Here is a 26,708-nt window from a genome sequence, read left to right as displayed (position 1 = left end):
CAAATTTAGATTTTTTGATTCAATTATTAGCAAAAACTATACCTAAATGTTCTATTTTGAATAATCTCTTCTTCCGAAAATAGCAGAACCCACCCTTACGGAATTGGCACCACAGTCAATAGCAATGGGAAAATCGTCGCTCATTCCCATGGATAAGGTTTTTAATTCTTTTACATGACTTAATTCATCAAACAGATTTTTCAGCACCGAAAATTCTTTACGAACCTGTTGCTCATCATCCGTAAATGTGGCCATTCCCATTAATCCTGTAATTTCAACATCCGGGAAATTTCCATTGATGTATTGCTGGTAAATATCTTTGGCTTCGGCAATTTCAAGCCCGAATTTACTTTCCTCTTCAGCAATTTTTACCTGAAGCAGGACTTTGATTTTTCTGTTATGCTTATGGGATTCCTTATTAATCTCCAATAAAAGTTTTTCAGAATCCACACTTTGGATGGTATCGATAAACTCAGCGATGTATTTTACTTTATTCGTCTGAAGATGGCCGATTAAGTGCCATTGGATATCTTTCGGAAGCAATGGATATTTCTCCATCAGTTCCTGAACTTTATTTTCTCCAAAAACTCTTTGCCCCAGGTCATAAACCTCCTGAATGGCTGAAACAGGATGGGTTTTGGAAACAGCAACCAATTCCACAGAGGAGGGAAGTTGTTTTTTGATCGTATTATAGTTTTCTGTAATCTCCATACCTGCAAATTTCTGAATTTTAAAAGCAAAAAACGAATGATTTATAAAATTTTAAAGCGCACAATTTTTAATCAGGAAGGTTCTGTGGAAAAACGTTTCGACCCCGGTCAGCATGAATTTTATGATTAAAATTGTCCTGCCAAACGGAGTCGAAGCGCTTTTTTGTTTTTAGAATCTGTTCAGATTTTAAGGTGAATACTTACAATGTATTTATATTGAATTATTGTTGCTGTATTTTAAATCAGATTAATTCAAAATCTCGTTGATTTTTGGATACTGAGATATCTTACGGAAAACGAATCTGTTGCTCTTCTGTAATTTATCAATAAACAACTCCAGCTCATTGATAGAATCAGAGTCCGCTAAATATTGATCATGCGTAAGAAGCACCAGGTGTCTTGACGTCTTTTCCAGGTCATTGAAAAAGATGCTGTCTACTTTTTTCAGCATCGCTTCATGGTTTCCTTTTAGGGCCATTTTATTGGTGGGTTTCCATTCAAGATCCCATCCGATCACTTTATACCCTGCTTTTTTAAGGCTGTTGGCTGCATTGGTAGAGCTTTTAATATCAGTTGCATTGATATTATTCAATCTCCAGATGTTTCTTCCGGGAGTTCTTGCGATTTTATCCGCCAATTTCAGGCTGTCTTTGGCAATATCAAAGTCACGGACTACCGCATTCGAATCTTTATAAAACTCTGTGTATTTATTGTGGGCGTGGGAAAAACTGTGGTTAGCCAGTTCAATCAGGGGATTTTGTCTTAAAAGCTCAAGATCATTTTTCTGCTTTTTACTTCCATAAACATGTTTTCCTACCAGGAAAGCAGTAGCGCAAACATTTTTTTTACTTAAAACTTTCATAAGATTTTCGGTACCTTGATTAGGGCCGTCATCGAATGTAAGATAAATAACTCTTTTATCTGTTTCTACATTTTCATTATCAATACTGGAGGCTGGTTTTGCGTCGGGATATTCTTGCGAAATCATCTTTTCAGATTCTTTCTTATCTTTTACATCATGGCAACTGTTGAATGAAATTGAAGCTGCACTCATCAATGCAAGCATCCCAAGAAAAGTCATGTTTTTTGACTTTCCCGCAAAATTTTTTCTCATAGTAAGGTAATGGGAATTTAAATAGTTAAAAATAGTTAAAATTTACGGATTAATGTTAACAAAATTTATGCCATTGCCTGATGTATTTTTGCTTTTTAAGGAGATTTTAATAAGCTTATTATTAGGCTTTTTTTCAAGTTGGTAAGGGTTGGTTAAATATGATTTTGATTTTTCATATCTTAACACTTATAAATGTAGAAAAATTCTTTTTTTAAGTTTTTCATTGCATTTATTTTTATTTTACAAAGCGGAATTTATTTTTAATTTTATTCCCGTCATATTGAAATATTTGTTATTTATTCTCCATGTAGGAGAATTATATGGCATTATATTGTAAATATTAATATCACTTCAAAATACTTTTTAAATACATTGCGTTTTTAATCGCTGCAGTTCCCCAGGTATTATTGAAGAATATAAAAGTTTTCTTGTGTGACGTCCTGATCTTTTCTGCCAATGCATTAATAAATTCCTCAGAATATTCTGATTTGTAAAGAACAGGTTTTCCGTGGAGTCTGTAATAGAGTATTTCCGAATGATTGATGATTACCTCTTCAGGGAGGTTTCCCGGAAAGCTGACTCCGGAGAAAACGATGTTATTAGGTTGTAAGACTTCAAAAATTTCACTGCGCCACCATGATTCATGACGGAACTCTACGACATTCAAAAAATTGAAATCCATATTGCTCAAAACCCGTTCAAGATTTTCGTCCGTATTTTTAAAAGATGGAGGCAGTTGGTATAAGAATCCGGCTAATTTTTTTTTGAGATGGGAATGAATATGCCCGCAAAATTCTGTGATTTCCTCTTTGCAGTTTTCAAGACGCTTTTCATGGGAAATCGCCTTCGGTATTTTAATGAAAAACTTAAAATCATCCGGAGTATCATCATGCCATTTTAAAAGGGTTTTGGCAGTAGGCTTCCTGTAAAATGTAGAATTGATTTCCACCGAGTTGAATTCCCGGGAATATAACGTAAGAAAGTCCTTACTCTGAGCTTCCGGAGGGTATAAAGACCCTTTCCAGTCAGTATTATAAAATCCCGAGCACCCAATGTAAAGACTTTCTTTTATCATAACTTTTGTTTATCTGATTATCGTATATTCAAATCCACAGAATTTAATCTGAGTGAATTTAAAATCACAGATAATGAGCTTACACTCATGGCAGCAGCTGCAATCATCGGTGATAATAAAATTCCAAAAAATGGATACAATAATCCTGCCGCAATAGGAATTCCCAGCACATTATAGATGAATGCGAAAAAGAGATTTTCCTTAATGTTTTTCAGCAGTTTTTCACTAAGAAGTTTTGCTTTGGCAACGCCTAAAATATCTCCTTTTAATAAAGTGATAGCAGCACTTTCAATGGCAACATCCGTTCCGGTTCCCATGGCAATTCCTACATTGGCTTGTGCCAGAGCAGGGGAGTCGTTGATTCCATCTCCGGTCATGGCTACAATTTTGCCTTCTTTCTGAAGTTTTTTTACTTCATTGAGTTTATCTTCCGGAAGACAGTTGGCTTTATAATGACGTATTCCTAATTCATCAGCTACGGCTTTTGCGGTATGCTCATTATCGCCGGTCATCATAACGATATCAATTCCGTCCGTCATCAGATGTTCAACTGCTTTTTTAGAACTTTCTTTAATTTTATCAGTAAAACTGATGAATCCTAAAACCGTATTATCCTGAGCGATATAAGAGATCGTATGGGCCTTAGATTGTACTTCAACTGCTTTTTGTTTTATATGGTCAGGGATTGATATCTGGTGGGAAGACAGCAGGCTTTCATTTCCTACATACACTGTTTTCCCATTAATATTTCCTTTAACACCTTTTCCTGAGATATTTTCAAAATCCGTGACTTTTTCACCGGATAGCTTCTGTTCTTTGGCTTTTTTGATCACCGCATTGGATAAAGGATGTTCAGAATTTTGGTTCAATGAAAAAGCTAACTGCAACATCAGGTTCTGGTCTGCTCCATCCACTGATTCTATGTGTTCCAGCGAAGTCTTTCCTTCTGTGAGGGTTCCTGTTTTGTCTGTAATCAGCACATTCACTTTGTGCATTTCTTCAAGCGCTTCTGCATTTTTAATAAGGATGCCGTTTTTGGCACCTTTTCCGATCCCAACCATTAATGACATTGGAGTCGCTAAGCCAAGGGCACAGGGACAGGCTACAATTAAAACAGCTACGGCATTGATGAAAGCAAATAATGATTTTTTACCTTCAGGACCGAATAGCTGCCATGAAATAAAGGTAAGAATGGCAATAACAATTACTGTAGGTACAAAAACTTTAGCAACTTTATCCGTTAACTTTTGAATCGGTGCTCTGCTTCGGCTGGCTTCATTCACCATCTTGATGATTTTCGAAAGCAGGGTTTCATCACCTACTTTTTCAGCCTTCATTATAAAGACCTGATTTCCGTTAATCGTTCCGGAAGAAACTTTATCATCAACATTTTTCTCCACCGGAATAGGTTCTCCGGTAATCATGCTTTCGTCTACGACTGAGTTTCCTTCAATAATCTTTCCGTCAACCGGAATTTTTTCGCCCGGTTTTACTTTTAATAGATCTCCGATTTTAACCTGGGAAAGCAGTACTTTTTTTTCTTCTCCATTGACGATAAGATTGGCTTCATCAGGAGAAAGGTTCATTAATTCCTTGATGGCATTCCCTGTTTTCTTATGAGCTGCAGCCTCCATAAGCTGTCCTAAAATGACAAGGGTCAAAATCACACATATGGCCTCAAAATACAGAGGTATTTCGTGGTTATGTCCTCTGATTTCATGCGGAATGAGATCAGGAAAAACCAGTGCGGTAAGGCTGAATATAAATGCAGCAGCAACTCCCAGAGCAATCAGACTAAACATATTCAGGTTCCATGTTTTGAATGAAATCCAGCCTCTTTTAAGCAAAAACCAGCCGGAAAAAAACAAAACAGGAAGGGTTAAAGCTAATTCAATGATTCCTTGTATGTTGTGAGAGAATGGGAAATTAATAAACATTCCTCCCATAGAAAGAATAAAAACAGGGATCGTAAACGCTAAGGAAATAATGAATTTTCGTTTTAAAATAGAGTATGTTTCATCTTCTTCTTCGCCTTCACTGTCGGGCATTCTTACCAGATCCATTCCACAGATCGGACAGTCTCCCGGTTCATCTCTAATGATTTCCGGATGCATGGGACAGCTGTATTTTGCGGTTTTCTTTTCGGGATATTTTACAAGATCCATTCCGCAGACAGGACAACCTACGTTGCTGTCATATGTTTTGTCGCCTTCGCAATACATAGGGCAGTAATATTTTCCGGCCATATCATCAGTAACTTTAGGCGCTTCATGATGATGGCTGTGGTCATGGGAATGATGTTGGTGTGTTGCAGCGTTTTTAGCCAGATCTTCGGTGATTTCTTCTAGGTGCATATGACAGACCGGACAATCTCCTTTTTCGTCATATACTGTATCTCCTTCACAGAACATCGGACAGTAATATTTTCCAATACTGTCTTTAAAATTTTCTGGAAGGTGGGTTGAAGAAAATGTGGGTTTGTGATTGGGATCTTTCGCCTGTTTTTCCTCAATCGGAACTAAATACATATTACAGACAGGGCATCTTTCGCCTTGCTTAAAATAGACTTTATCCCCTTCACACTCCATGGGACAATAATACACTGAAGACGGAGAAACACGGTCCTGAGGCTTTATGAAAGTTTTTTCGGGAGTATTAGGGTCTTCTAATCTGTATTTTCCAATTTCTTCTAACGCTTTATTAAGAACATTTATTTCTATTGCTTTATCTGAAGTGATTCTTGCCGTGTTGTGTTCCAGGTTTATATCGGCTTTTATCCCTTGAATGCTGTTCAGTTTTTCGGAAATTTTCTTTTGACAGCCAGAGCAGGTCATCCCCAGTACTTTAAAAGTTTTTTCATGGCTGTTGGGATCTTCCAATCTGTATTTCCCAATTTCTGATAAAGCTTTATTAAGAGCACTTACTTCTACTTCTTTGTCGGAGATGATTGTTGCAGTGCTGTTTTCCAGATTAATATCGGCTTTTAAACCTTCAATGCTATTCAGTTTCTCAGAAATTTTCTTCTGACAACCGGAGCAGGTCATTCCGAGTATATTATATTGACGTTCCATAATCCTAAATTTATACTACAAATTTCATCAATGAAAATGTAAGGCTGTTATAAATTTAAGGATAATAGTTATAGAATTTGGTTGGTAGGCTAATTGAACGCCAGAAAGGATTTAAAGACTGTCTAAAGGTTTTCTGTTGTGGATCTTCAGCTTTTTAAATTCAGTAGGAGTGAAGCCTGTGCTGTTTTTGAACTGTGAAGAAAGGTGCTGAACACTTTTATAACCTAATTTCCCTGCAATTTCAGTAAGGGTGAATTCATTATACAAAAGCAATTCTTTTACTTTTTCAATCTTTTGAAGGATGAAAAATTGTTCTAAAGTAATGTTTTCATTCTGTGAGAACAGTTTTGAAAGCGAGCTGTAATCTTTGTGAAGCTTTGACGTTAAAAATTCAGAAAGCAAAAAGTTTTCATCAATATCCTGTTCGGTTATTTTCAGGATGATCAGATTTTTAATTTTTTCAATAAGCTGATGGGAAGAATCTTTTATTCTTTCAAAACCGGTTTCTTCCAATTGTTTTTCGATGGCTAGAAGGTGATTTTCAGAAATTTCGGATTCGAGTTCTACTTCACCCAGACGGATGGATTTTACTTTGATATCAGCTTCGCTGAAAATATTTTCAACAGCCGAAATGCATCTGCCGCAGACCATATTTTTTATAAAGAGTTTCATAATTTATTGAGTCTGTCTTTCACAAATTCAACCTGTGTTTTCCCATGAGGAGCTGGGTTTCCTTCTTCATCTAGATTAACCATAACGATTTTATCAACCGTGATAATGCTTTGATGGGTCATTTTATTTCTGACGTCACATTGTAACGTAATAGAACTAGAACCAAACTTAGAGACTTCGATTCCTATCTCAATAATGTCGCCCTGTTTGGCTGAACTTACGAAATTGATTTCAGAAATAAATTTTGTAACCACTTTCGTGTTTTCCAGTTGAATAATAGCATAAAGCGCGGCTTCTTCGTCAATCCATTGTAAAAGTCTTCCTCCGAAAAGCGAATGGTTGGGATTTAAATCTTCTGGCTTTACCCATTTTCTAGTATGGTAATTCATGTGTTGATTATTTGTGATGCAAATTTAGCGTTTAAAACTGGCTTTATCAAAGGAATGCTATTTAGTTATTTGAAGAAGATTATTTATTTTCTCAATCATTTTCTTTTGGACCGCATGGCTTTTACTTTGGTTATAAAACTGTTTTTCAGAAATTTTTGATATTCTTCGCTTTCAACAGGAAAAACGGCCACTTTTCCTTCGGAATTATGATGAAATCCAAAACCATATCTTTTAGCAAGCGGGGAAGCACGGAAGCATGCCTGTCCTTTGGAAAAGAATTTTTCTCTCGCTTCTTGTTTCTCAGTTCCAGTAATATCATGTTTTATCGCAAACCATTCAAAAATAATATCATCGGATGAAAAAGCGTAAGGATTTTTAATGATCTTTTCATACTGAAAACCAGCTAATGTCTTTACCTCCTTTTCGGGTGGTATCTGTGCTTTGGAGACAGGGCAGTCTTCTGCTACTTCAATAAAAGTGTTGGTATAATTCGTGGTATGCTTCATGAAGTTGCTTTAGTGTTATATATTTATATTAAGGATAGGGATTTTGTGTTTGGTTTTTAGTTCTGCTATACCTTAATGCATTTGTTTTTAAAATTAATATTATTTTGGCAATTTCAGAATTAATCTCTTTACAGATTGTTGGCCTCTTCTTTTTTATATTCTAAGATATCACCAGGTTGGCAGTCTAAAGCTTTACATATAGCTTCAAGCGTACTGAAACGAACCGCTTTTGCTTTCCCTGTTTTCAATACGGAAAGATTGGAAAGGGTAAGATCCACTTTTTCGGAGAGTTGGTTCAGTGACATTTTTCTTTTTGCCATGATCACATCCAGATTTACTATAATTGGCATAATTGATAAGTTAGTGGGTTTTTCTTTGAAAAATAAGAGAACTGGAAAGCGGAAGGCCGAATACTAAGCTCTGTAAATATAATCCGGGATGAGTATTGGCTATGTTCAGGAGGTGTTGGGAGTATATTTGCATGTTAAATTTTTCTTAATTATTTTACAAATATCAGTAAATATTTACTGATAAACGATTAATATTTATTTTTTTCCAATTTAATCATTTAATAAGAGTTTAAAAGGTCGTAAATACTTAAAAAAAATATTTTGATTTGATATTTTTAATTGTATCTTGCATACGTTTATATTTGGAATCAATATTTGTTCATTAATTTATGTTGCTTTTCTTTTATATACCAAATTTTTATTAATTTTTTAATTTTATTCAAAATGAACATTTTTGTTTCAAACATCAATTACGCAACTAAAGAATATGAGTTGCATGATCTATTCGCAGAATTTGGAGACGTATCATCAGCTAAAATCGTTACAGACAGAGAGACTGGTCGTTCCAGAGGATTTGGTTTTGTAGAAATGGGTGATGAAGAAGGAAAACAAGCTATTGAAGCTCTTAACGAAAAAGAATTCAACGGTAAGACACTTAACGTTTCTGAGGCTAAGCCAAGAGAAGAAAAACCAAGAAGAAGCTTCGACAACAACAGAAGTGGAGGTGGAAGTTATGGAAACAACCGTGGTGGCAACAACGGTGGCGGAGGTTACGGTAACAACCGTGGAAACGGCGGTGGAAATCGTTGGTAGAAAATATGAAGCGGCTTTTAAGCCGCTTTTTTTATGTAGTTATATTTCATTGACTTGTAAGAAATGTTAAAAATGTACTGTATTTTGGCATACTTTTAGGAATAATTTTAATTGTTAAATTGAATTACAATGAGAAAACTTTTATTAGCAATATTTGCAGTATTTGGCGGAGTGTTTTTGTTTGCACAGAATATTTATACAGGCCAGAATTTAGAGCAAAACAGAAAATATTGGGCAAGTAACAGACAATATTATGTTACTTTTCAAAATGACGGAAACTTAGTCTTCAGCGACAGATCAGGAAGTTCATTATGGGATTCCCGTACCTCAAACAAAGGTTCTAGGGCAGTATTCCAGGATGACGGAAATTTGGTAGTATATGGATCCGGAAACAACGTGGTGTTCAGCACCAATACCAGTGGAAGAAGAGGTGATAAATTAACCGTTCAGGATGATGGTAATTTGGTAATCTATAGCGGTTCAAACCCGTTATGGTCTTCAAAAAGCAGTCCTTACAGCAATAACGGTTCATCTTCCAGAAGCGGTTCTGTAAATACCGGATATCAATTCAACAGAGGAAATAAAGTTTTCTCTTCTGATGGAAGATTTTACATTACATTCCAACGTGACGGAAACCTTGTTTTATGCAGAAGTAATGGTGATCCTATATGGAGCAGCAGAACAGATAATAAAGGAAGTAGAGCAGAATTCCAGAACGATGGTAATCTTGTTGTGTATGATTCTTACAACAGAGCATTATGGAGTTCAAACACTGTTAATAGAGGTGCTACAAAACTTACCGTTCAAAATGATGGAAATTTGGTAATTTATGACAGATATTCATCTGCAATTTGGAGCTCAAACAGTCAGCAATAATTTAAGCTTACTATAAAATACAAAAGCATTACAGAACGTAATGCTTTTTTTATATTGTTATTCTTTCTTCTTTTTCTTCTTCTTTTCTTTTTTCTCTTTGACTTCTTTAGGCTTTTTATCCTTTTTCGGATTTAGAATTTCTTCGGCAATTTCCAGCTTAGGAGCTTTTGCTTTTACAGGCTTTACTTCAATTTTGAGGTCAAAATAGCTTTTTAAATCATCCTGGGAAATTAATTTCTCATTGATTAAAAAAGTCAGAATCTCTTTACCCGAGTTGTCGAAAAAATTGTGGGAAAGTTCTCTCAATAAAAATTTTCTGTATTCCTGAAAGGGAACAATGACGGTATATTTAAAGATTCTTCCTTCTTTCTCAGTGGATAAATAACCTTTTTCAACAAGTATTTTCAGATAGGTAGATACGGTGTTCTGGTGTGGTTTCGGTTCGGGATGCTGCTCCATAATGTCCTTTAAATAAAAGGAATCCAGCTTCCAAAACAGCTTCATAAAATTTTCTTCCGCTGCGGTAAGATGATTAATTTTCATATAGTTCTTAATGTTGAAATTGTATATTGCAATAAAGATAGATAAAAGATACCAGAAAAGCTATTCCGGCGCCCATAAATACTTCTTTTACGGTATGTCTTTTTAAAATAATCCGGGTAATTCCTACTAAGGCTGCAATACCTAGCCAGATAAGTCCCATTTTCCAGTCTAGGGCAAAAAAGAGGGCAGCTACGAATACATTAAACGCAGTATGCATGGAACTTTTAATAAAAAAATTGCTGATCTGTAAGGCAAAGAGTAAAATTAATATAAACAGCATCACAAAATCAATGTATCCATTTTTGATATAATTAAAAGTAATGTAACCGATAACACAAGCGGCAATAAACAGGTACAAGGTCTTTCTCTGAATACGGTTGGAAACATCCATATTGGTATATCTTCCGGTTTTCACATTCCAAATCAGCCAGACTATAACAGGAACAATAACGATCAATAATATAGGCAGAAAATAGACCAGGGAATCTTTCAAGGAGTATTTCTGAACGCTCATATAAGCGAAAAATATAAATAAAGAAGTCAACGGATTAAAAAAGTCGGAGATGATTTTTGAAATTTTATGTATGATTGAAGGGTGTTTTTCTTCCATGTTTAAGTTTAAAATTCAAATATAACACTATAACCAAAAAAACAATTGGTATGTATACAATAAAAACGAAGTTTTTTTTATAATTTTGCTCAACTATTTCATAATAAATAAGCAAGAGCTAACACATGAAAGAATTTTCTAAAGAGGTATACCTGAAGTGGTATGAAGATATGACAATGTGGAGAAGGTTTGAAGATAAATGCCGTTCTCTTTATTTAAAACAAAAAATCAGAGGTTTTTTACATTTGTATAATGGACAGGAGGCTATACCTGCTGGTTTTACGCATGCAATGGATTTAACTAAGGACAGTATGATTACTGCTTACCGATGCCATATACATCCAATGGCAATGGGAGTAGACCCTAAGAGAATCATGGCAGAACTTTGCGGAAAAGCAACAGGAACATCTGGAGGTATGGGTGGTTCTATGCACATTTTCAGTAAAGAACACCGTTTCTATGGAGGTCATGGTATTGTAGGAGGACAAATTCCTTTAGGAGCTGGTATTGCTTTTGCAGATAAATTTTTCGACAGAAAAGCCGTAAATATCTGTTTCTTCGGAGATGGTGCAGCAAGACAAGGTTCTTTACATGAAACGTTTAACATGGCAATGAACTGGAAACTTCCGGTAGTATTTGTTGTAGAAAACAATCAGTATGCTATGGGAACTTCTGTAAAAAGAACTGCTAACCACGAAGATATCTATAAATTAGGATTAGGTTATGAAATGCCTTGTCTTGCAGTAGATGCAATGGATCCTGAAAAAGTGGCTGAAGCTGCTTATGAGGCTATTGAAAGAGCAAGAAGAGGAGATGGACCTACATTCATAGAAGCAAGAACGTACCGTTACAGAGGACACTCTATGTCTGATGCAGAACCGTACAGATCAAAAGAAGAAGTAGCTGTTCATAAAAATGATGACCCTATGGAATTGGTAAAATCAAGAATTTTAGCAAACAACTGGGCTACTGAACAAGAATTGGAAGCTATGGATAACAAATCAAGAGATTTCGTTGACGAATGTATTGAATTCATGGAAAACTCACCGTATCCAGATGCAGAGAAGGTATATGAGTATGTATATTCTCAGGAAAACTACCCATTCTTAGACAAATTAGAAAACTAAAAATAATATGAGATAGTGTGGTAATGTGCTAATTAGTTAATTAACATGTTCATTTCATTATCAGATTATCCAATTAATTCATTATCAAATTAACTCATTATCATATTAAATAAATTATGGCAGAAGTAATTACAATGCCTCGCCTTTCCGATACTATGACGGAAGGTAAAGTGGCGAAATGGCACAAGAAAATAGGAGATAAAGTAAAAGAAGGAGATATTTTAGCTGAAATTGAAACAGATAAAGCTGTTCAGGATTTCGAGTCTGAGATCGAAGGAACTCTTTTATACGTAGGTGTAGAAGAAGGCGCTGCAGCTGCTGTGGATTCTATTTTGGCAATCATTGGTAATGAAGGAGAAGATATTTCAGCATTGAAAGGAGGAAGTGCTCCGGCTGCTGGAGGTTCTGAAGAAAAAAAATCTGAAGAAGAATCCAAAACAGAAAATAATGCACCAAGTGCAGAACAAACAACTGCGGAAGTACCCGCAGGTGTAGAAGTGATTACAATGCCAAGACTTTCTGATACCATGACAGAAGGTAAAGTAGCAAAATGGCATAAAAATGTAGGCGATACCGTAAAAGAAGGGGATCTTCTTGCTGAGATCGAAACAGATAAAGCAGTTCAGGATTTCGAATCTGAATTTAATGGAGTATTATTGAAGCAAGGTGTTGAAGAGGGTGATGGTGCTCCGGTAGATTCAGTATTAGCTATCATAGGACCTGCAGGAACAGATGTTTCGGCGGTAGGTTCTGCAAAACCTGCGGCTCAGGCTGCAGAAAAACCGGCTGAACAAAAAGCTGAAGCTAAAACAGCAGAAAAGTCTGATGCTCAGGCAGTAAGTGCTTCATCTTCTGACAGAGTAGCAATTTCTCCTCTGGCTAAAAAAATAGCTCAGGAAAAAGGAGTTGATATTCATGGAATTCAAGGTTCTGGTGAAAACGGAAGAATTGTGAAGAAAGATATTGAAAACTATCAGCCTTCTCAAGCAACTCCTACCGCAGCTGCTCCGGCAGCAAGTGCAGCAGCACAGGTTGCCGTTAATTTCGTTCAGGGTCAGGATACAGAAAGCCAAAACTCTCAGGTAAGAAATATCATTGCAAAACGTCTTGCTGAAAGTAAATTCTCTGCTCCACATTACTACCTGATGGTAGAAATCAATATGGATAAAGCGATTGTGGCAAGAAAAGAAATCAATTCATTACCGGATACTAAAATTTCTTTTAATGATATGATTATTAAAGCGACAGCCGTTGCTTTAAGAAAACATCCACAGGTGAACTCTAGCTGGGCTGGAGACAAAATCATCCACAGAGGAAACATTAATGTTGGTGTAGCAGTAGCAATTCCTGACGGATTGGTAGTCCCTGTACTTAAAAATACAGATCAGATGAACTATACCCAGATCTCTGCTGCGGTTAAAGATATGGCTGGAAGAGCTAAATCTAAAGGCCTTAAAGCAAATGAAATGGAAGGTTCTACATTCTCAATCTCTAACCTGGGAATGTTCGGAATTGAAACTTTCACAAGTATCATCAATCAGCCGAACTCAGCTATCCTATCTGTAGGCGCTATTATTGAAAAGCCTATCGTGAAAGATGGACAGATTGTAGTTGGAAACATCATGAAGCTTTCATTAGCTTGTGACCATAGAGTAGTAGATGGAGCAACAGGAGCTCAGTTCTTACAAACTTTAAAAACATATCTGGAAAATCCTTTAACTTTGTTACTGTGATTATCTAGTATATAGAATATTAGAACCTCTCATTTTGAGAGGTTTTTTGTTTTTACAGCACTAAATTATATGCGAAATGTTTAGTTGGAAACATTTTGTATACATCATCTATATTCACTATTTTTGATTTATGATTAAAGCAAAAAATGTCCATAAGTTTTATGGGAATTTAGAAGTATTAAAAGGTGTTGATATCCATATCAAAACAGGAGAAGTTGTTTCAATTGTTGGAGAATCAGGAGCTGGTAAATCTACGCTTTTACAGATTTTGGGTACCCTGGATCTTCCCAGTAATTCCAATAAATATGGAACAGAGCTTGAAATAGCTGGAGAATCATTTATTAATATGAATGATAAACAGCTTTCTAAATTCAGAAACCAGAATATCGGTTTTGTATTTCAGTTTCACCAGCTGCTTCCGGAATTTACTGCGATGGAAAATGTATTGCTGCCTACCAAGATAGGTGGAGCCAACGAAAAAGAAGCGATTGAAAAAGCATATGCTTTGTTTGAGGATCTAAAGATTGAACAAAGACTTCACCATAAACCGAATCAGTTATCAGGAGGAGAGGCACAGCGTGTAGCAGTGGCAAGGGCATTGATTAATTCTCCGAAAATTATCTTTGCGGATGAACCGACAGGTAACCTTGATTCAAAAAATGCTGATGATCTTCACAGACTGTTTTTTGATTTAAGAGATAAATATGACCAGACTTTTGTCATTGTAACGCACAATCCAAATCTTGCAGAAATTACGGATAGAAAACTTATAATGAAAGACGGGATGATCGTTGAATAAACACAGCTTTACCCATGATGAAACAATGTATCCTTCTGTTCCTGTTTATTATATCCTGTACTAAAGTTGAGTCACAGAATATACTTGTTTTAGATATTCCTAAGACCAAAATTTTAGAAATTAAGGATTATTTAAAAGGAAAAAATTATAATCAGGATATAGCTGTTTTTATCAATTTTAAAGTACCATCAGGAAAGTACCGTTATTTTGTCTATGATTTAAAAAATGATAAAATTCTGCAAAAAGCAGTCGTTTCACATGGTTCAGGTTCGGTAATTCCCCATTCAAATGCACTTGCATTTAGCAATATTGAAGGCTCCTATCAATCTTCCTTAGGGAAATATGAAATCAGGGAAAGTTATGTGGGGAAATTTGGCAAATCATATCGGCTGAATGGGCTGGATCCGACCAATAACAATGCGATGGACCGAGCAATTATCCTTCATTCCTATAGCTGCATTCCAGATAAAGAAAGCGAAGCTCCGGCTTGTTTAAGTTTAGGATGTCCCATGCTTTCTACCAATGCTTTTACCCAAACGGCAAAATACATAGATCAGTCAAAGCTGCCTATTATTTTATATGCTTTTTATTAAAAAATCTATTTTCCAACCTATAATTCAAGAAAATGTCGATAAAATTTTTAGCAGAAGACGACCGGCCAAGAGAAAAATTTTTACAGAAAGGTAAGAATTCACTTTCTGATTCCGAATTATTGGCTATCATCATGGGAAGTGGAAACAAAGAAGAAACGGCAGTAGAATTAGCCAGAAAAATTTTGACTTCTGTAAATAACAGCTGGCATCATCTGAGCCTGCTTTCAGCAAAAGATCTTATGAAGTTTAAAGGAATAGGAGAGGTAAAAGCCATTTCTATTGCCGTTGCACTGGAAATTGGAAGAAGAAGGGCTAGCCAGGAAATTCCTGAAAAATCATTAATAGCAAATAGTAACGATGCCTATGCAATTCTTAAAAACCATTTATCCGACCTCAGAACGGAAGAATTTTGGGCTATTTTCCTGAACCAGAGCAATAAAGTGATTCATATTTCCCAATTGACTCATGGTGGTATAAGCCAATCTATCGTGGATGTAAGAATTCTCTTTAAAACAGCATTGGATCATTTTTCGACAGGAATTATCATTGCACATAATCATCCTTCGGGAGGTTTAAAACCAAGCAAAGAAGACCTGAGCATTACCCAAAAAATTAAAGAAGGAGGAAAAACATTGAGTATCCAGCTGCTAGATCATCTCATTGTTACACAGGACTCATATTTTAGTTTCTCAGATGAAGGATTATTATGATTAGAAGATTGAAATACCATGAAATTGATTTTCTTAAGTATCAAAAAACGTTGTCCGAGGCATGCCAGCTTTCAGATTTTGCTCAAAAAGAATTTTTGGACATTGTTTCAGGTAAAAACTGGGGACTACTTGTATATAGAGATTATGAAGCTGTAATGCCTGTTGCGTGGTCAAATAATTTTGGAATCAAGATTGTACAAATGCCAATTCTCTGTCACCAATTGGGAGTTTTTTCCAAAGAAGACAATATTGAAATCAATCATCAGTTTTATCTGTTCTTAATGAAGAATTTCGCGGTTTCATATTATGCTTTTAATAAAGATAATAGCTTCCCGATTGACCTTCAACAGAAAAAATCCTACAAAATTGGTAAGGATACTTATGAAAATGTTAAGAAAAACTATCATATCCACAGGCGAAGAAATGTAAGACATACAGCAGATATTAAAGAATATGCTGATTTTAAAAAAAATATAATTCCCGGGAAAAAGATAGAAGATTTTTTTCTTGAAAATATAAAGGGAATTAAAAGCTTATCACTAAGGAAAAAATATTGGGAAGTTATAAAAAAACTGATTGAAGCAGAGCTTTTAAGAACGTGCCAATTGACCTATAAAGATGAGCTAAAGTCTTTTGCTGCGATCTATAGTTCTGAACATGCCAATTACCTAAGCATTTTTATCAGTGCTGGAAAACTGGAGAATAAAAATATCCCTTCTATTATCGTAGATGATGAGTTGCAGCATTCCATAGCAGATAAAGATTTTGATTTTATGGGAAGTAACGTTCCCAATGTAGCAGCTTTTAATGAAAGATTTGGGGCAGAAGTATATTACTTTTCAATTTTTGCCAGTAAAAAACTGAATGTTATCAGTAAAGTCATTAGGCTATACTTCAGAAAAAACAGGTAATTTTATATCAAAAATAATCAATCATGCTAAAATTTATTAGAAATTACAAGCTTCCCTATATTGTTTATAATTACTTCCATAAAGATAAACTAAAGCACAATATTCCTCTTTATAAAAAATATGAGGTAGATAAAAAATATTATTCTCCCATTTCAAGTTCAGACTTTTCTCATCTTCCTGATTCTGAAAGAAAAATAGATCAAAATAAGCTCACTGATACAGAATTTTTTAAAAACTTATCAAAAGAAAATCAGGAAAGTACTCTTCATTATGATGAAAATGGATATTTGGTTCTCAGAAATTTTTTACGTCCTGAAGAAGCTGATAAAATCAATGAAGAAGTAGATAAATTAGTGAAAGACGGCATATTGAAGTTCCAGTACGGCGGAAAATTGATGTTTGCCATCCATCATTCCGAAATCATCAAAAGAATTGGAGCCGACAAAAAACTACTGGATTTTTTATCCGTTTTGCTGGATGGAAAGGCTAAACTTTTTCAAAGTATTAATTTCATTAATGGAAGCCAGCAAAAAACCCATTCAGACAGTATCCATATGACCACTTATCCTCTGGGAGGACTTTTAGGGGTGTGGATTGCTTTGGAAGATGTTGATGAAAATAATGGGGCTCTTCACTACATTCCTAAAAGCCATAAATTACCCTATTTTTTGAATTCTGATTATGATAATGAAGGAAATGCTTTTAGGATTGGAAAAAAGAGCTATAAAGCATACGAAGAATTTCTTGAGAATAAAGTAAAAGAGTTAGGACTTAAGAAAGAAATTTTTAAAGCCAAAAAAGGAGATTTGTTGATTTGGCATGCCAATATCTTACATGGAGGAGAACCTCATTTAGACAAGAACAGGACGAGAAAAAGCCTCGTATATCACATTTTCGATGAAAACAGTGTTTGTTATCATGAAGTAACACAAAGACCTGCTTTATTTGAGTTGTAATTCAGAAAATATTAGTAATTTTGCCACCTAAATTATGGCAAATTTTTCAGAATATCTACCGTATGCTTTTGCATTGATTATCGCAATCCCTTTCCTGGTTTTGCTGAGACAGTTTGTACATTCGTATATTACCCTTAAAAATCAGGAGATCAAGCTACTTTCGGTAAAATCAAATTCTGAAAATAAAACACATTCCTACGAAAGGATGACTCTTTTTCTGGAACGGATGAAACCATCCAACCTTATCCAGAATTTTGATAAAAAGCTGGCCGTACACGAATTTATTTTCTTAACCGAAAAGACGATCAATGAAGAATTTGATTACAATTCTTCACAACAGCTTTACATCACCAAAAATTCATGGAAAAATATTGTAGATTCTAAAAATGCCATCATAGATCTGCTTCATTCAACCTACGAAGAACTTAATAACAATCCTGATCTGGAGGAATTTAAGACTGTTTTTATCATGGGGTATATGAATGGAGATGATTATATTGCCGCAACGATAGAAGATTTAAGAAGAGAAATTTTAATAATAACATAAAAATAACAAATAAATAATGATTCCAAATTTTAAAGCACATCCATGGCATGGAGTTTCTGCAGGAGAAGATGCGCCAAATGTTGTTAACGTATTCGTGGAAATCGTTCCTTCTGATACTATCAAATATGAAGTAGATAAAGAAACAGGATATTTAAAGGTAGACAGACCACAAAAATTTTCAAATATTATTCCGGCATTATACGGTTTTGTTCCAAGAACATATTGTGATAATGAAGTAATGAAGCTGGCTGTTGAAAGTGGTGCAACTGATGTGACGACAGGAGATCATGATCCATTGGATATCTGTGTTTTAAGTTCTCACAATATTCACGGAGGAGGTTTGTTTATGGAAGCTATTCCAATCGGTGGTTTCAAAATGATCGATGGTGGTGAAGCAGATGATAAGATCGTTGCCGTTATGGTAGGAGATCACGCTTTTGGACACTTCAGAGATATCGCTGAATTACCAGATGCTGAAGTAAAAAGATTGATGCACTATTTCTTAACATACAAAAACTTACCGGATGAGCCTGCAAAATGCAGAATTCAGGAAGTGTACGGAGTAGAACATGCTAAGAAAGTAATCAAAGCATCTCAGAAAGATTACGCAGACAAGTTCGGAGGATAAAATCCCCGTATACAGATAATAAAAAGACAGATGAAATTCATCTGTCTTTTTTGTCTTTAAGTTTTTTGATAATAAGATTTTAATGGCCACCGGAAGGAATTAAAAAATTTACACCTACCTGAATAGCAATTCCTGCAAATCGGTTTTCAGCGGCGAAGTTTTGGGTAATTCTGCCCATAAGACCAATTTTCATGGGAATGATCCAGTAAGAGCCAAAGGCTCCGATTCCTGCAATCTGATCAGAGACAAAGCCTCCGTTTGTACCTTTATCGTCACTCACCTGGGTGCTGTAATGCCCGAACATTCCTATTTCATCACCTCGTGTGTCCAATACATAAGATCCGCCGGCATCCACTGTGAAATGGCTGCCTTCTTTAAAATCAGTATCTTTCTGCCATTGGTTGATTTCCAGAGTGGTAGCAATGCTAATATTGGTCTTAGAAGTGGGCTTTACTTTACCTGCAATCCGGATATTATGCGACCAATAGCCATGTCCGCCATTGTCCAGATCATTGGGTTTGTACTTTCCGGTAGGCGCCCAAACCCCATAATTTAAAGCATAACTGAATTTTCCTTTTGTCCAGGACAGCCATACAGGCTGAATGTACATATCACCGATTCCAATGCTTTTATTGGTAAAAACATAGCTTCCGGAACCTGTTTGGCTAGAATAATAATCTAAAGCAATATCGGCGGTTGGACTGTTTAGGGTTGGAATAATCATCATGCCCCAATTGGCTCCTAAAATTTTGCCCTTACCGCCATAAATAGCCATAAGGATGAAAGAATGGGTTTTCACATTTTGTTTAAGGGTAAGCTCGGTAGGATTTCCGGGAGTAGGATTGATCAGCTGATCTGATTTTTTACCCGAAGCATTATGATAATTCATATCTGCATATCCATACCAGACAGGAATAATCCATCCTGGATGGGGTGCAAAATAATCATTGGGATTAAATGAGGAACCGTTATAATGCCCCTGGGCAGAAATAGCTGTTCCCAGCAATAGCCCTGCCAATAAAGTAATCTTTTTTTTCATATTGTATGTTTTTGTGTGGTGTATAAATAGACTAAGGGTTCATTTCTGGTGTTCATGTCAACAAAAAAGTATGTTTATTTTCTTTTGTAGACAGAGACTCCTTCTTTTATCGTTTCCAAAACAACAATGCTCCTGATTTGTTCAGGATCTATCGTTAATGGATTTTTATCAAGAATAACAAGATCAGCAAGCTTTCCGGCTTTAATAGATCCTTTTGTTTTTTCCTCTTGCAGCTGATAAGCTGCATTAATTGTTATTGCTTTTAAAGCTTCAAGAGGTGATATTCTTTCATTAGGTCCCAAAATCATTCCCGAACGTGTTTTTCGGTTAACAGCTGCATAGATGGCTGTAATTAAATCTGGCGGAGTTACTGGAGCATCATGATGGATAGTGAAAATGATTCCGGCTTGCAGTGCAGAATGGGCAGGACTGATAAATGAAGCTCTTTCCGGACCGAAAACACTTGAATAATGCCAATCTCCCCATAAGTAAGCATGTGTTGAAAAATAAGAAGGAATAAGCCCCAGTTTTTTTATTTTCTGAATATGATCGGGACGGCTGTTTTGAACATGAATAAGGGTAACCCTGAGTTCAGGTCTATAGATTTTTTCATCCTTTAGTTTTTCAATCACCCGTAATGCCTGATCAATAGCAGCATCGCCGTTAACATGAAGTTGTGCCGTAATATTATTTTGAAACAACGTTTTCAGGTCATCATATAAAACTTCATCTGTAAAAATAGGAAAGCCTTTATAATCAGCCGACTGACCTTCCGGTGGAACCAAATAAGGCTGGGTAAGCCAGGCTGTTTTTCCTTGCGGAGAACCGTCATCAGAAAACTTGAACCCTCCAAGTTTAAGATGATTATTGTACTTCATATATTTTGGCTTAAAAGTATTCAGATCTTTTTTGAAATATTCATAATCGGGAAAATAGACTACATCTGCTTTGAAGAGATGTTCAGAAGCTGCTTTTTCTAACAGGTGAACACTTTCTCCCATGGTTCGGCCATCACAAATAGTGGTTTGTCCGTAGCTGAGCCATTCATCCTGAGCTTTCATAAGATTCTTTAAAGCCAAAGTCTGGGGATCTGCAATTTCCTTATTCATTTTTTCAGTAAGAGCTAATAGAGCTAAAAAACTGGCATTTTCCTCTAATTTTCCGGTGAGTTTTCCTGTTTTTTTATCACGTCCGTAATGTCCGCCATCAGGATCTTTTGAAGAATCAGATATCCCAAGCAGTTGCAGCATAGCAGTATTGGCAACACTTGCGTGCCCTGAAGTGTGGATAACAATAATAGGATTGGTTGTACTGACAGCATCCAGTTCTTCTTTAGTCGGATGCCTGTGCTCTTTCATAATGGCATCATCATAGCCGTTCCCAATAACCGATTGATTGTTGGATATTTTATAATCTTTAATGAAATTTTTCAGGGTGTTTTGAAGCTCCTGGATCGAATTCACGGCCCCATAAGGTTCCGGGAAAAGATCAACCGCCTGCATCATGCCTGCGCGGGAGGTAAGGTGGCTATGAACATCAATAAATCCGGGTAATAAAACATTTCCTTTAAGATCAATCATTTTCGTATGAGAATCGGTATAATGATCAGCCTCGGATTTTTTTCCTGTAAAAAGGATCTTACCATTTTTTATAACAAGAGCTTCAGCTTGTGGTGCCTGGTCTTCCATGGTTAAAATGGGGCCTCCAAAATATAGGATTTCAGCTTTTTCTGTGGGAATTCTGGTTTGACAGCTATTAAAGAATAATGCTGAGAGAATTAAATAAATTAATGCTTTCATGATTTGTGATTTTGTGGTGTCAATAAATATACAATAAAATATAATATTCTCACCTCTATAAAGCATTTGGAAATTTTGTTATATTTATAAAACTAATTACAATTCATTAATATAAAAATAATAAACTATGGGTTTGTTCTATTTAATTCCAATATTTGGTGTTGTTGCTTTGCTGTATACTTTTTTTCAAAGTAAATGGGTAAGCAGGCAAAATGCCGGAAACGAGAGAATGAAAGTAATCAGCGGACATATCGCTGACGGTGCTATGGCTTTTCTAAAAGCCGAGTACAAAATTTTGACGTATTTCGTAGTGATCGTAGCCGTTCTGTTAATTATAATGGGAATGAGCAATGCTAATTCACACTGGAGCATAGGAATTGCTTTTATTGTAGGCGCTATATTTTCCGCGTTGGCTGGTTTTATCGGAATGAAAATAGCCACTAAGGCCAATGTAAGAACCGCAGAAGCAGCACGAACTTCCCTTGCCAAAGCATTAAAAGTTTCTTTTAACGGAGGAACCGTAATGGGAATGGGAGTTGCCGGATTAGCTGTTTTAGGATTGGGAACCCTGTTTTTGGTGATTAAGCAGATTTTTGCCCCGAATGCTACAGTGGATTCCCTTGAAATGGAAAGGACTATTGAAATCCTTACCGGATTTTCCTTAGGTGCTGAATCTATCGCTCTTTTTGCAAGGGTAGGCGGCGGAATTTACACCAAAGCAGCAGATGTAGGAGCCGATCTGGTAGGAAAAGTAGAAGCCGGAATTCCTGAAGATGATCCGCGAAACCCTGCAACCATTGCAGATAACGTGGGAGATAACGTAGGCGATGTGGCAGGAATGGGAGCGGATTTATTCGGTTCTTATGTGGCCACTGTTCTTGCCACAATGGTTTTGGGAAGAGAAACAATTTCTGTAGATTCTTTCGGAGGCTTTGCACCGATCCTTCTGCCGATGCTTATTGCCGGAACAGGAATTATCTTTTCAATGATAGGAACCTTATTTGTAAGGATTAATGATAGTGAAGGACCATCAACGTCAAGCGTTCAGAATGCTTTAAATCTGGGAAATTGGGGAAGCATTGTCATTACTGCAGTAGCTTCTTATTTCCTTGTAAATTATATTCTTCCCGATAAAATGATTCTCAGGGGGCTTGAATTCACGAAAATGGGCGTATTTGGAGCAATTATGGTAGGTTTGCTTGTGGGAACGTTAATGAGCATCATCACAGAATATTATACGGCAATGGGTAAAAGACCTGTTTCCAGTATTGTAAGACAGTCTTCCACCGGCCATGCAACCAATATTATTGGCGGACTTTCTGTAGGAATGGAATCTACATTTCTTCCCATCCTTGTGTTAGCGGGAGGGATTTACGGGTCTTATTTATGTGCCGGGTTATATGGGGTTGCGATTGCCGCTGCCGGAATGATGGCAACCACTGCAATGCAGCTTGCTATTGATGCTTTTGGACCTATTGCAGACAATGCGGGAGGAATTGCAGAAATGAGTGAACTGCCAAAAGAAGTTCGCGAAAAAACAGACATTCTGGATGCTGTAGGAAACACTACTGCAGCCACAGGGAAAGGTTTTGCGATTGCTTCTGCAGCTTTAACAGCTTTGGCCTTATTTGCAGCCTTCGTGGGCATTGCAGGCATCGACGGAATTGATATTTACAGAGCTGATGTCCTTGCAGGATTATTTGTAGGAGGAATGATTCCATTTATCTTTTCATCATTAGCCATCACCGCTGTAGGACAGGCTGCCATGGCGATGGTAGAAGAAGTAAGAAGACAGTTCCGTGAGATTCCAGGGATTTTAGAAGGAAAAGCAGAACCGGAATATGAAAAATGTGTAGCCATTTCTACCGATGCATCCATTAGAAAAATGATGTTGCCGGGTGCTATTGCGATTATTTCACCGTTACTGATGGGATTTATTTTTGGCCCTGAAGTATTAGGAGGGTTTTTAGCAGGAGCTACAGTAACCGGAGTGTTAATGGGGATGTTCCAGAATAACGCAGGAGGCGCCTGGGATAATGCCAAAAAATCTTTTGAAAAAGGAGTTAATATTAACGGACAGACTTATTATAAAGGTTCAGAACCTCATAAAGCTTCCGTGACAGGAGATACCGTGGGAGATCCGTTTAAAGATACATCAGGGCCGTCCATGAATATTCTGATTAAGCTTATGTCTATTGTTTCACTGGTTATTGCGCCTACACTGGCGGTTTTACATAAAGATAAAATTGAAGCCAACAGAAAAGCTAAAATCGAAAGCCTGATGGGTAAAACTATTGCAGTAGGTTCAGGTACAGAACTTAAAAAGATTTCAGGCTCAAAAGAAGTGGTAGGACATCTGAATGAAAGTGGAGATTTCGTGTATGAAACAGGAACTGTTGAAGAAATACAGTTAAATTCCGGAAAGATAATTTCTTTAGGTCAGGGAAGTCACCTTTATCAGATGTATGAAGCTGTGAAGAAAAAAGATCAGGCGTTATTGGATTCCAATAATTGGTTTACCATTCAGAATCTGTACTTTGAAACGGGATCAAGTGATCTGAAAGCAGGTTCGGAAATACAACTGAATAACCTGGCGGAAATTTTAAATGCTTATCCGGATCTAAAAATAAAATTAGGCGGATACACTGACAATACAGGCAGCGAAGAAACCAATCAGAAACTATCCAATCTTAGAGCACAAACTGCTAAACTGAAACTGTTGGAAATGGGAATTGCCTCAGACAGAGTAGAAGCAGAAGGCTATGGTTCACAATATCCGGTGTGTCCGGCGAATGACACGGATGAATGTAAAGCCGAAAACAGAAGGATTGATGTAAGGGTTCTTTCTTTATAGAACTCAATTACAATAAACATATAAAAAGCACTGCAGAACGCAGTGCTTTTGTTTTATACAGAGTAATTATAAATGCTTTTTCAAATGCTCCATAGCTTGAATAATCACATCATCCTTTTTAGCAAAACTAAACCGGATATAATCAGAATTATGTCGTGAATTGTAAAATGCGGAAAGGGGCAGACAAGCTGTCTTTTTTTCAATAGTCAGCCATTTGGAAAATTCAACGTCGGTCATTGTTTTGGAAACATTTCTGAAATTAACTGTTTGAAATACACTTCCTTCCGCTTTCTTTTCCACCTGTAGCGGCGTGTCTTTTATTAATTCATTGAAAATATTCCGCTTGTGTTCCATGATCTTCTGACTTTCAGTTGGATCGAACACTTCAAGATATTTTGCAATGGCATATTGAGCAGGTGCATTAGCGCTGTAAGAAATGTACTGCTGATGACATCTGAATCGTGCCGTAAGGTTTTCAGAAGCAAGCATGTAGCTTACTTTCCAGCCTGTAGTGTGAAACATTTTACCGAAAGAAAAAATGCAGAATGTTCTCTTCCTTAACTCAGGATGCAGGAATGAGCTGTAATGCTCAACTCCGTCATAGCAATAGGTATCATAGATTTCTTCAGAAATTACATAGACTTCCTGGTCTTTAATCATGTCGTACAGTTGTTCCCATTCTGTCTGAGTCCATATTTTTCCTGTTGGATTCTGGGGAGAATTCACAATAATCGCCTTTGTTTTTTCGGAAAGACATTCTTGAAGTTTTTCCCAGTCAATGGCGAAATCATTATCAAGATCATAATATACCGGAGTTCCTCCATTTAGTACAACGGATGGTCCATAAGTATAATAAGATGGCTGAATAATAATCACCTCATCATGTTGATTTAAAATAGATTTAAGGGCAGTATGTAAAGCAAAGGTTGCACAAGGAACAATGCTTACTTCATTTTGAGTAATATGTATCGGATTTTTTCGCTTTCGATTGTAATTGATAATATTTTCAATGAGAAAAGGATTTCCCGCAAGAGGCTCATAATTATGGCAGTTAAGGTCTGCAGATTCCCTTAAAAAGCTTCTTAGCCGCTCATCAATATCAAAATCAGGAATGCCTAAAGAGAGGTCAAAGCTCTTATGCTGTACCGCAAGCTCAGACATCTCCGTGAAAAAAGAGTAATGGGTAAATCCGTAAATATTTTCCATCAATTTTGCATTTATATCAAATATAAGAAAAAATGCAATCCGGTAAAGATTAAATAAAAATTGTTATTTTTAGGCAAATTATTAAAGCATGAAAAAATTACTCATTCCACTATTTTTTATCGCTGTGCTGGCAAGCTGCGGAACCTCTAAAGTATCTGAGAATGCCCCAAAATCTTCTTCTGTAGCTAAAGGAGATAAAGCATTTCTGGCTGCATATAAAACAATTACAGCAGATGATCTAAAGAAAAACTTATACGTAATCGCCTCTGATGAAATGGAAGGAAGAGATACCGGAAGCCCGGGACAGAAAAAAGCGGGAGAGTACATGATTAACTATTATAAAAGCTTAGGAATTTCCTATCCAAAGTTCCTTGGATCTTACTATCAGAAGGTTCCTGCAGATTTTATGAAAAAAAGAGGTGGTGGAAACCTGCCGGATTCTGAAAATATTCTGGCCTTTATAGAAGGATCGGAAAAACCGGAAGAAATTGTGGTTGTTTCTGCTCATTACGACCATGTAGGTGTTAAAAATGGGGTGGTATATAACGGGGCGGACGATGATGGAAGTGGCACGGTAGCAGTAATGGAAATTGCAAAAGCATTTCAAAGTGCTAAAAAAGCCGGAAACGGCCCAAAAAGATCCATTCTATTCCTGCATGTAACTGGAGAGGAACACGGCTTGTTTGGCTCGGAATACTACACGGAAAACCCGGTATTTCCGCTTGCCAACACTGTAGTGGACTTGAATATTGACATGATAGGACGTGATGACCTCGCCAACAGAGGAAAACAATATGTATACGTTATCGGATCTGAAATGCTGAGTTCCCAGCTCAAAGTCATCAATGAAGCGGCTAATAAGAGAACTAACAATCTGGAACTGAATTACAAATATGACGATCCAAGCGATCCGGACAGATTATATTACAGATCTGACCACTATAATTTTGCTAAAAATAATGTGCCGGTAGCATTCTTCTTTGATGGAATTCATGAAGATTATCATAAACCTACAGATGATGTAGAGAAAATTGATTATCCATTACTGCAAAAAAGAGCACAGCTTGTCTTTGCAACGGCCTGGGAAATTGCCAATAGAGCTGAGAGAATTGTAGTAGATAAAAAGCAATAATATTG

General features: G+C 36.4%; 26 protein-coding genes. 13 read left to right on the top strand and 13 right to left on the bottom strand.

What is annotated here, in order from left to right:
- Window positions 1-51: 51 nt before the first annotated feature.
- The 8 genes from SB679_RS02765 to SB679_RS02730 all read right to left on the bottom strand — a co-directional run bounded on the left by SB679_RS02765 (window position 52) and on the right by SB679_RS02730 (window position 7,887).
- Entirely contained in the window at window positions 52-711 is a 660-nt protein-coding gene (locus SB679_RS02765; protein WP_410700705.1) for a YggS family pyridoxal phosphate-dependent enzyme, read from the bottom strand.
- A 246-nt stretch (window positions 712-957) separates the two neighbouring features.
- Complete coding sequence (locus tag SB679_RS02760) at window positions 958-1,824, bottom strand: polysaccharide deacetylase family protein (protein ID WP_410700704.1); 867 nt, start codon at window positions 1,822-1,824, stop codon at window positions 958-960.
- Between the two features lie 346 nt (window positions 1,825-2,170).
- Window positions 2,171-2,899 (bottom strand): DUF72 domain-containing protein, encoded by a 729-nt coding sequence (locus SB679_RS02755; RefSeq protein ID WP_410700703.1) that lies wholly within the window; start codon window positions 2,897-2,899, stop codon window positions 2,171-2,173.
- Window positions 2,900-2,916: 17 nt separating this feature from the next.
- Window positions 2,917-5,970, bottom strand: a complete 3,054-nt coding sequence (locus SB679_RS02750; RefSeq protein WP_410700702.1) for a heavy metal translocating P-type ATPase — start codon at window positions 5,968-5,970, stop codon at window positions 2,917-2,919.
- A gap of 111 nt (window positions 5,971-6,081) precedes the next feature.
- Window positions 6,082-6,642 carry a helix-turn-helix domain-containing protein gene (locus tag SB679_RS02745; protein WP_410700701.1) on the bottom strand — a complete coding sequence of 187 codons (561 nt, stop codon included), beginning with the start codon at window positions 6,640-6,642 and terminating at the stop codon, window positions 6,082-6,084.
- Complete coding sequence (locus SB679_RS02740; RefSeq protein WP_410700700.1) at window positions 6,639-7,031, bottom strand: acyl-CoA thioesterase; 393 nt, start codon at window positions 7,029-7,031, stop codon at window positions 6,639-6,641. The genes SB679_RS02745 and SB679_RS02740 overlap by 4 nt, the downstream gene beginning before the upstream one ends.
- 95 nt (window positions 7,032-7,126) lie before the next feature.
- Window positions 7,127-7,537, bottom strand: a complete 411-nt coding sequence (locus SB679_RS02735) for a DUF6157 family protein (RefSeq protein WP_410700699.1) — start codon at window positions 7,535-7,537, stop codon at window positions 7,127-7,129.
- A gap of 128 nt (window positions 7,538-7,665) precedes the next feature.
- The gene (locus SB679_RS02730; protein WP_410700698.1) at window positions 7,666-7,887 is read right to left on the bottom strand and encodes a helix-turn-helix domain-containing protein; all 222 of its coding nucleotides are present in this window, start codon (window positions 7,885-7,887) and stop codon (window positions 7,666-7,668) included.
- Window positions 7,888-8,271: 384 nt separating this feature from the next.
- Between SB679_RS02730 and SB679_RS02725 the strand changes: the two genes are divergently transcribed.
- Both SB679_RS02725 and SB679_RS02720 read left to right on the top strand, forming a co-directional pair.
- A complete protein-coding gene (locus tag SB679_RS02725) occupies window positions 8,272-8,640 on the top strand; it encodes an RNA recognition motif domain-containing protein (RefSeq protein ID WP_034714529.1) in 369 nt (122 codons plus the stop codon).
- Window positions 8,641-8,769: 129 nt separating this feature from the next.
- Window positions 8,770-9,516, top strand: coding sequence for a hypothetical protein (locus tag SB679_RS02720; protein WP_410700697.1), 747 nt, complete (start codon window positions 8,770-8,772; stop codon window positions 9,514-9,516).
- Window positions 9,517-9,573: 57 nt separating this feature from the next.
- Here SB679_RS02720 and SB679_RS02715 read toward each other — a convergent pair whose 3' ends face one another.
- Window positions 9,574-10,059: a BlaI/MecI/CopY family transcriptional regulator gene (locus tag SB679_RS02715; protein WP_317739611.1), complete on the bottom strand. Its 486-nt coding sequence runs from the start codon at window positions 10,057-10,059 to the stop codon at window positions 9,574-9,576.
- A 7-nt stretch (window positions 10,060-10,066) separates the two neighbouring features.
- Window positions 10,067-10,669 carry a phosphatase PAP2 family protein gene (locus SB679_RS02710; RefSeq protein ID WP_410700696.1) on the bottom strand — a complete coding sequence of 201 codons (603 nt, stop codon included), beginning with the start codon at window positions 10,667-10,669 and terminating at the stop codon, window positions 10,067-10,069.
- A gap of 125 nt (window positions 10,670-10,794) precedes the next feature.
- On the opposite strand from SB679_RS02710, the gene pdhA reads away from it, so the two are divergent.
- From pdhA to SB679_RS02665, 9 genes are all read left to right on the top strand, one after another.
- Entirely contained in the window at window positions 10,795-11,796 is a 1,002-nt protein-coding gene (gene pdhA, locus SB679_RS02705; RefSeq protein ID WP_317739613.1) for a pyruvate dehydrogenase (acetyl-transferring) E1 component subunit alpha, read from the top strand.
- A gap of 116 nt (window positions 11,797-11,912) precedes the next feature.
- Window positions 11,913-13,529, top strand: coding sequence for a 2-oxo acid dehydrogenase subunit E2 (locus SB679_RS02700; RefSeq protein WP_410700695.1), 1,617 nt, complete (start codon window positions 11,913-11,915; stop codon window positions 13,527-13,529).
- Window positions 13,530-13,659: 130 nt separating this feature from the next.
- Entirely contained in the window at window positions 13,660-14,328 is a 669-nt protein-coding gene (locus tag SB679_RS02695; RefSeq protein ID WP_410700694.1) for an ABC transporter ATP-binding protein, read from the top strand.
- Between the two features lie 14 nt (window positions 14,329-14,342).
- Window positions 14,343-14,921 carry a murein L,D-transpeptidase catalytic domain-containing protein gene (locus SB679_RS02690; protein WP_410700693.1) on the top strand — a complete coding sequence of 193 codons (579 nt, stop codon included), beginning with the start codon at window positions 14,343-14,345 and terminating at the stop codon, window positions 14,919-14,921.
- A gap of 32 nt (window positions 14,922-14,953) precedes the next feature.
- Window positions 14,954-15,631 carry a RadC family protein gene (radC, locus tag SB679_RS02685; protein ID WP_410700692.1) on the top strand — a complete coding sequence of 226 codons (678 nt, stop codon included), beginning with the start codon at window positions 14,954-14,956 and terminating at the stop codon, window positions 15,629-15,631.
- Complete coding sequence (locus SB679_RS02680) at window positions 15,628-16,542, top strand: hypothetical protein (protein ID WP_410700691.1); 915 nt, start codon at window positions 15,628-15,630, stop codon at window positions 16,540-16,542. The genes radC and SB679_RS02680 overlap by 4 nt, the downstream gene beginning before the upstream one ends.
- Window positions 16,543-16,565: 23 nt before the next feature.
- Window positions 16,566-17,498 carry a phytanoyl-CoA dioxygenase family protein gene (locus SB679_RS02675; protein ID WP_410700690.1) on the top strand — a complete coding sequence of 311 codons (933 nt, stop codon included), beginning with the start codon at window positions 16,566-16,568 and terminating at the stop codon, window positions 17,496-17,498.
- 34 nt (window positions 17,499-17,532) lie between these two features.
- Complete coding sequence (locus SB679_RS02670) at window positions 17,533-18,045, top strand: hypothetical protein (protein ID WP_034714541.1); 513 nt, start codon at window positions 17,533-17,535, stop codon at window positions 18,043-18,045.
- A 16-nt stretch (window positions 18,046-18,061) separates the two neighbouring features.
- Entirely contained in the window at window positions 18,062-18,673 is a 612-nt protein-coding gene (locus SB679_RS02665; protein WP_410700689.1) for an inorganic pyrophosphatase, read from the top strand.
- A 79-nt stretch (window positions 18,674-18,752) separates the two neighbouring features.
- Here the strand turns inward: SB679_RS02665 and SB679_RS02660 are convergent, their stop codons facing one another.
- Both SB679_RS02660 and SB679_RS02655 read right to left on the bottom strand, forming a co-directional pair.
- Window positions 18,753-19,712, bottom strand: coding sequence for a transporter (locus tag SB679_RS02660; RefSeq protein ID WP_410700688.1), 960 nt, complete (start codon window positions 19,710-19,712; stop codon window positions 18,753-18,755).
- A gap of 74 nt (window positions 19,713-19,786) precedes the next feature.
- Window positions 19,787-21,511: an amidohydrolase gene (locus SB679_RS02655; protein WP_410700687.1), complete on the bottom strand. Its 1,725-nt coding sequence runs from the start codon at window positions 21,509-21,511 to the stop codon at window positions 19,787-19,789.
- 127 nt (window positions 21,512-21,638) lie between these two features.
- Between SB679_RS02655 and SB679_RS02650 the strand changes: the two genes are divergently transcribed.
- Window positions 21,639-24,365, top strand: coding sequence for a sodium-translocating pyrophosphatase (locus SB679_RS02650; RefSeq protein ID WP_410700686.1), 2,727 nt, complete (start codon window positions 21,639-21,641; stop codon window positions 24,363-24,365).
- Between the two features lie 66 nt (window positions 24,366-24,431).
- Here the strand turns inward: SB679_RS02650 and SB679_RS02645 are convergent, their stop codons facing one another.
- The gene (locus tag SB679_RS02645) at window positions 24,432-25,571 is read right to left on the bottom strand and encodes an aminotransferase class I/II-fold pyridoxal phosphate-dependent enzyme (protein ID WP_410700685.1); all 1,140 of its coding nucleotides are present in this window, start codon (window positions 25,569-25,571) and stop codon (window positions 24,432-24,434) included.
- A gap of 88 nt (window positions 25,572-25,659) precedes the next feature.
- On the opposite strand from SB679_RS02645, the gene SB679_RS02640 reads away from it, so the two are divergent.
- Entirely contained in the window at window positions 25,660-26,703 is a 1,044-nt protein-coding gene (locus tag SB679_RS02640; RefSeq protein ID WP_410700684.1) for a M28 family metallopeptidase, read from the top strand.
- Window positions 26,704-26,708 lie beyond the last annotated feature (5 nt).

This window comes from Chryseobacterium sp. SIMBA_029 (genome assembly GCF_046535275.1).
Classification (GTDB): Bacteria; Bacteroidota; Bacteroidia; order Flavobacteriales; family Weeksellaceae; genus Chryseobacterium.
The sequence above is the reverse complement of the archived record's forward strand: the minus strand, read 5'-3'. Positions and strand labels throughout refer to the sequence as shown.

Coding starts and splice junctions, on each gene's coding strand:
- SB679_RS02710 (WP_410700696.1), bottom strand. CDS start 10,669: ATGGAAGAAAAACACCCTTCAATCATACATAAAATTTCAAAAATCATC.
- SB679_RS02715 (WP_317739611.1), bottom strand. CDS start 10,059: ATGAAAATTAATCATCTTACCGCAGCGGAAGAAAATTTTATGAAGCTG.
- SB679_RS02650 (WP_410700686.1), top strand. CDS start 21,639: ATGGGTTTGTTCTATTTAATTCCAATATTTGGTGTTGTTGCTTTGCTG.
- SB679_RS02665 (WP_410700689.1), top strand. CDS start 18,062: ATGATTCCAAATTTTAAAGCACATCCATGGCATGGAGTTTCTGCAGGA.
- SB679_RS02675 (WP_410700690.1), top strand. CDS start 16,566: ATGCTAAAATTTATTAGAAATTACAAGCTTCCCTATATTGTTTATAAT.
- SB679_RS02660 (WP_410700688.1), bottom strand. CDS start 19,712: ATGAAAAAAAAGATTACTTTATTGGCAGGGCTATTGCTGGGAACAGCT.
- SB679_RS02760 (WP_410700704.1), bottom strand. CDS start 1,824: ATGAGAAAAAATTTTGCGGGAAAGTCAAAAAACATGACTTTTCTTGGG.
- SB679_RS02695 (WP_410700694.1), top strand. CDS start 13,660: ATGATTAAAGCAAAAAATGTCCATAAGTTTTATGGGAATTTAGAAGTA.
- SB679_RS02640 (WP_410700684.1), top strand. CDS start 25,660: ATGAAAAAATTACTCATTCCACTATTTTTTATCGCTGTGCTGGCAAGC.
- pdhA (WP_317739613.1), top strand. CDS start 10,795: ATGAAAGAATTTTCTAAAGAGGTATACCTGAAGTGGTATGAAGATATG.
- SB679_RS02755 (WP_410700703.1), bottom strand. CDS start 2,899: ATGATAAAAGAAAGTCTTTACATTGGGTGCTCGGGATTTTATAATACT.
- SB679_RS02745 (WP_410700701.1), bottom strand. CDS start 6,642: ATGAAACTCTTTATAAAAAATATGGTCTGCGGCAGATGCATTTCGGCT.
- SB679_RS02680 (WP_410700691.1), top strand. CDS start 15,628: ATGATTAGAAGATTGAAATACCATGAAATTGATTTTCTTAAGTATCAA.
- SB679_RS02750 (WP_410700702.1), bottom strand. CDS start 5,970: ATGGAACGTCAATATAATATACTCGGAATGACCTGCTCCGGTTGTCAG.
- SB679_RS02730 (WP_410700698.1), bottom strand. CDS start 7,887: ATGCCAATTATAGTAAATCTGGATGTGATCATGGCAAAAAGAAAAATG.
- SB679_RS02690 (WP_410700693.1), top strand. CDS start 14,343: ATGATGAAACAATGTATCCTTCTGTTCCTGTTTATTATATCCTGTACT.
- SB679_RS02740 (WP_410700700.1), bottom strand. CDS start 7,031: ATGAATTACCATACTAGAAAATGGGTAAAGCCAGAAGATTTAAATCCC.
- SB679_RS02735 (WP_410700699.1), bottom strand. CDS start 7,537: ATGAAGCATACCACGAATTATACCAACACTTTTATTGAAGTAGCAGAA.
- SB679_RS02765 (WP_410700705.1), bottom strand. CDS start 711: ATGGAGATTACAGAAAACTATAATACGATCAAAAAACAACTTCCCTCC.
- SB679_RS02670 (WP_034714541.1), top strand. CDS start 17,533: ATGGCAAATTTTTCAGAATATCTACCGTATGCTTTTGCATTGATTATC.
- SB679_RS02655 (WP_410700687.1), bottom strand. CDS start 21,511: ATGAAAGCATTAATTTATTTAATTCTCTCAGCATTATTCTTTAATAGC.
- SB679_RS02720 (WP_410700697.1), top strand. CDS start 8,770: ATGAGAAAACTTTTATTAGCAATATTTGCAGTATTTGGCGGAGTGTTT.
- radC (WP_410700692.1), top strand. CDS start 14,954: ATGTCGATAAAATTTTTAGCAGAAGACGACCGGCCAAGAGAAAAATTT.
- SB679_RS02645 (WP_410700685.1), bottom strand. CDS start 25,571: ATGGAAAATATTTACGGATTTACCCATTACTCTTTTTTCACGGAGATG.
- SB679_RS02700 (WP_410700695.1), top strand. CDS start 11,913: ATGGCAGAAGTAATTACAATGCCTCGCCTTTCCGATACTATGACGGAA.
- SB679_RS02725 (WP_034714529.1), top strand. CDS start 8,272: ATGAACATTTTTGTTTCAAACATCAATTACGCAACTAAAGAATATGAG.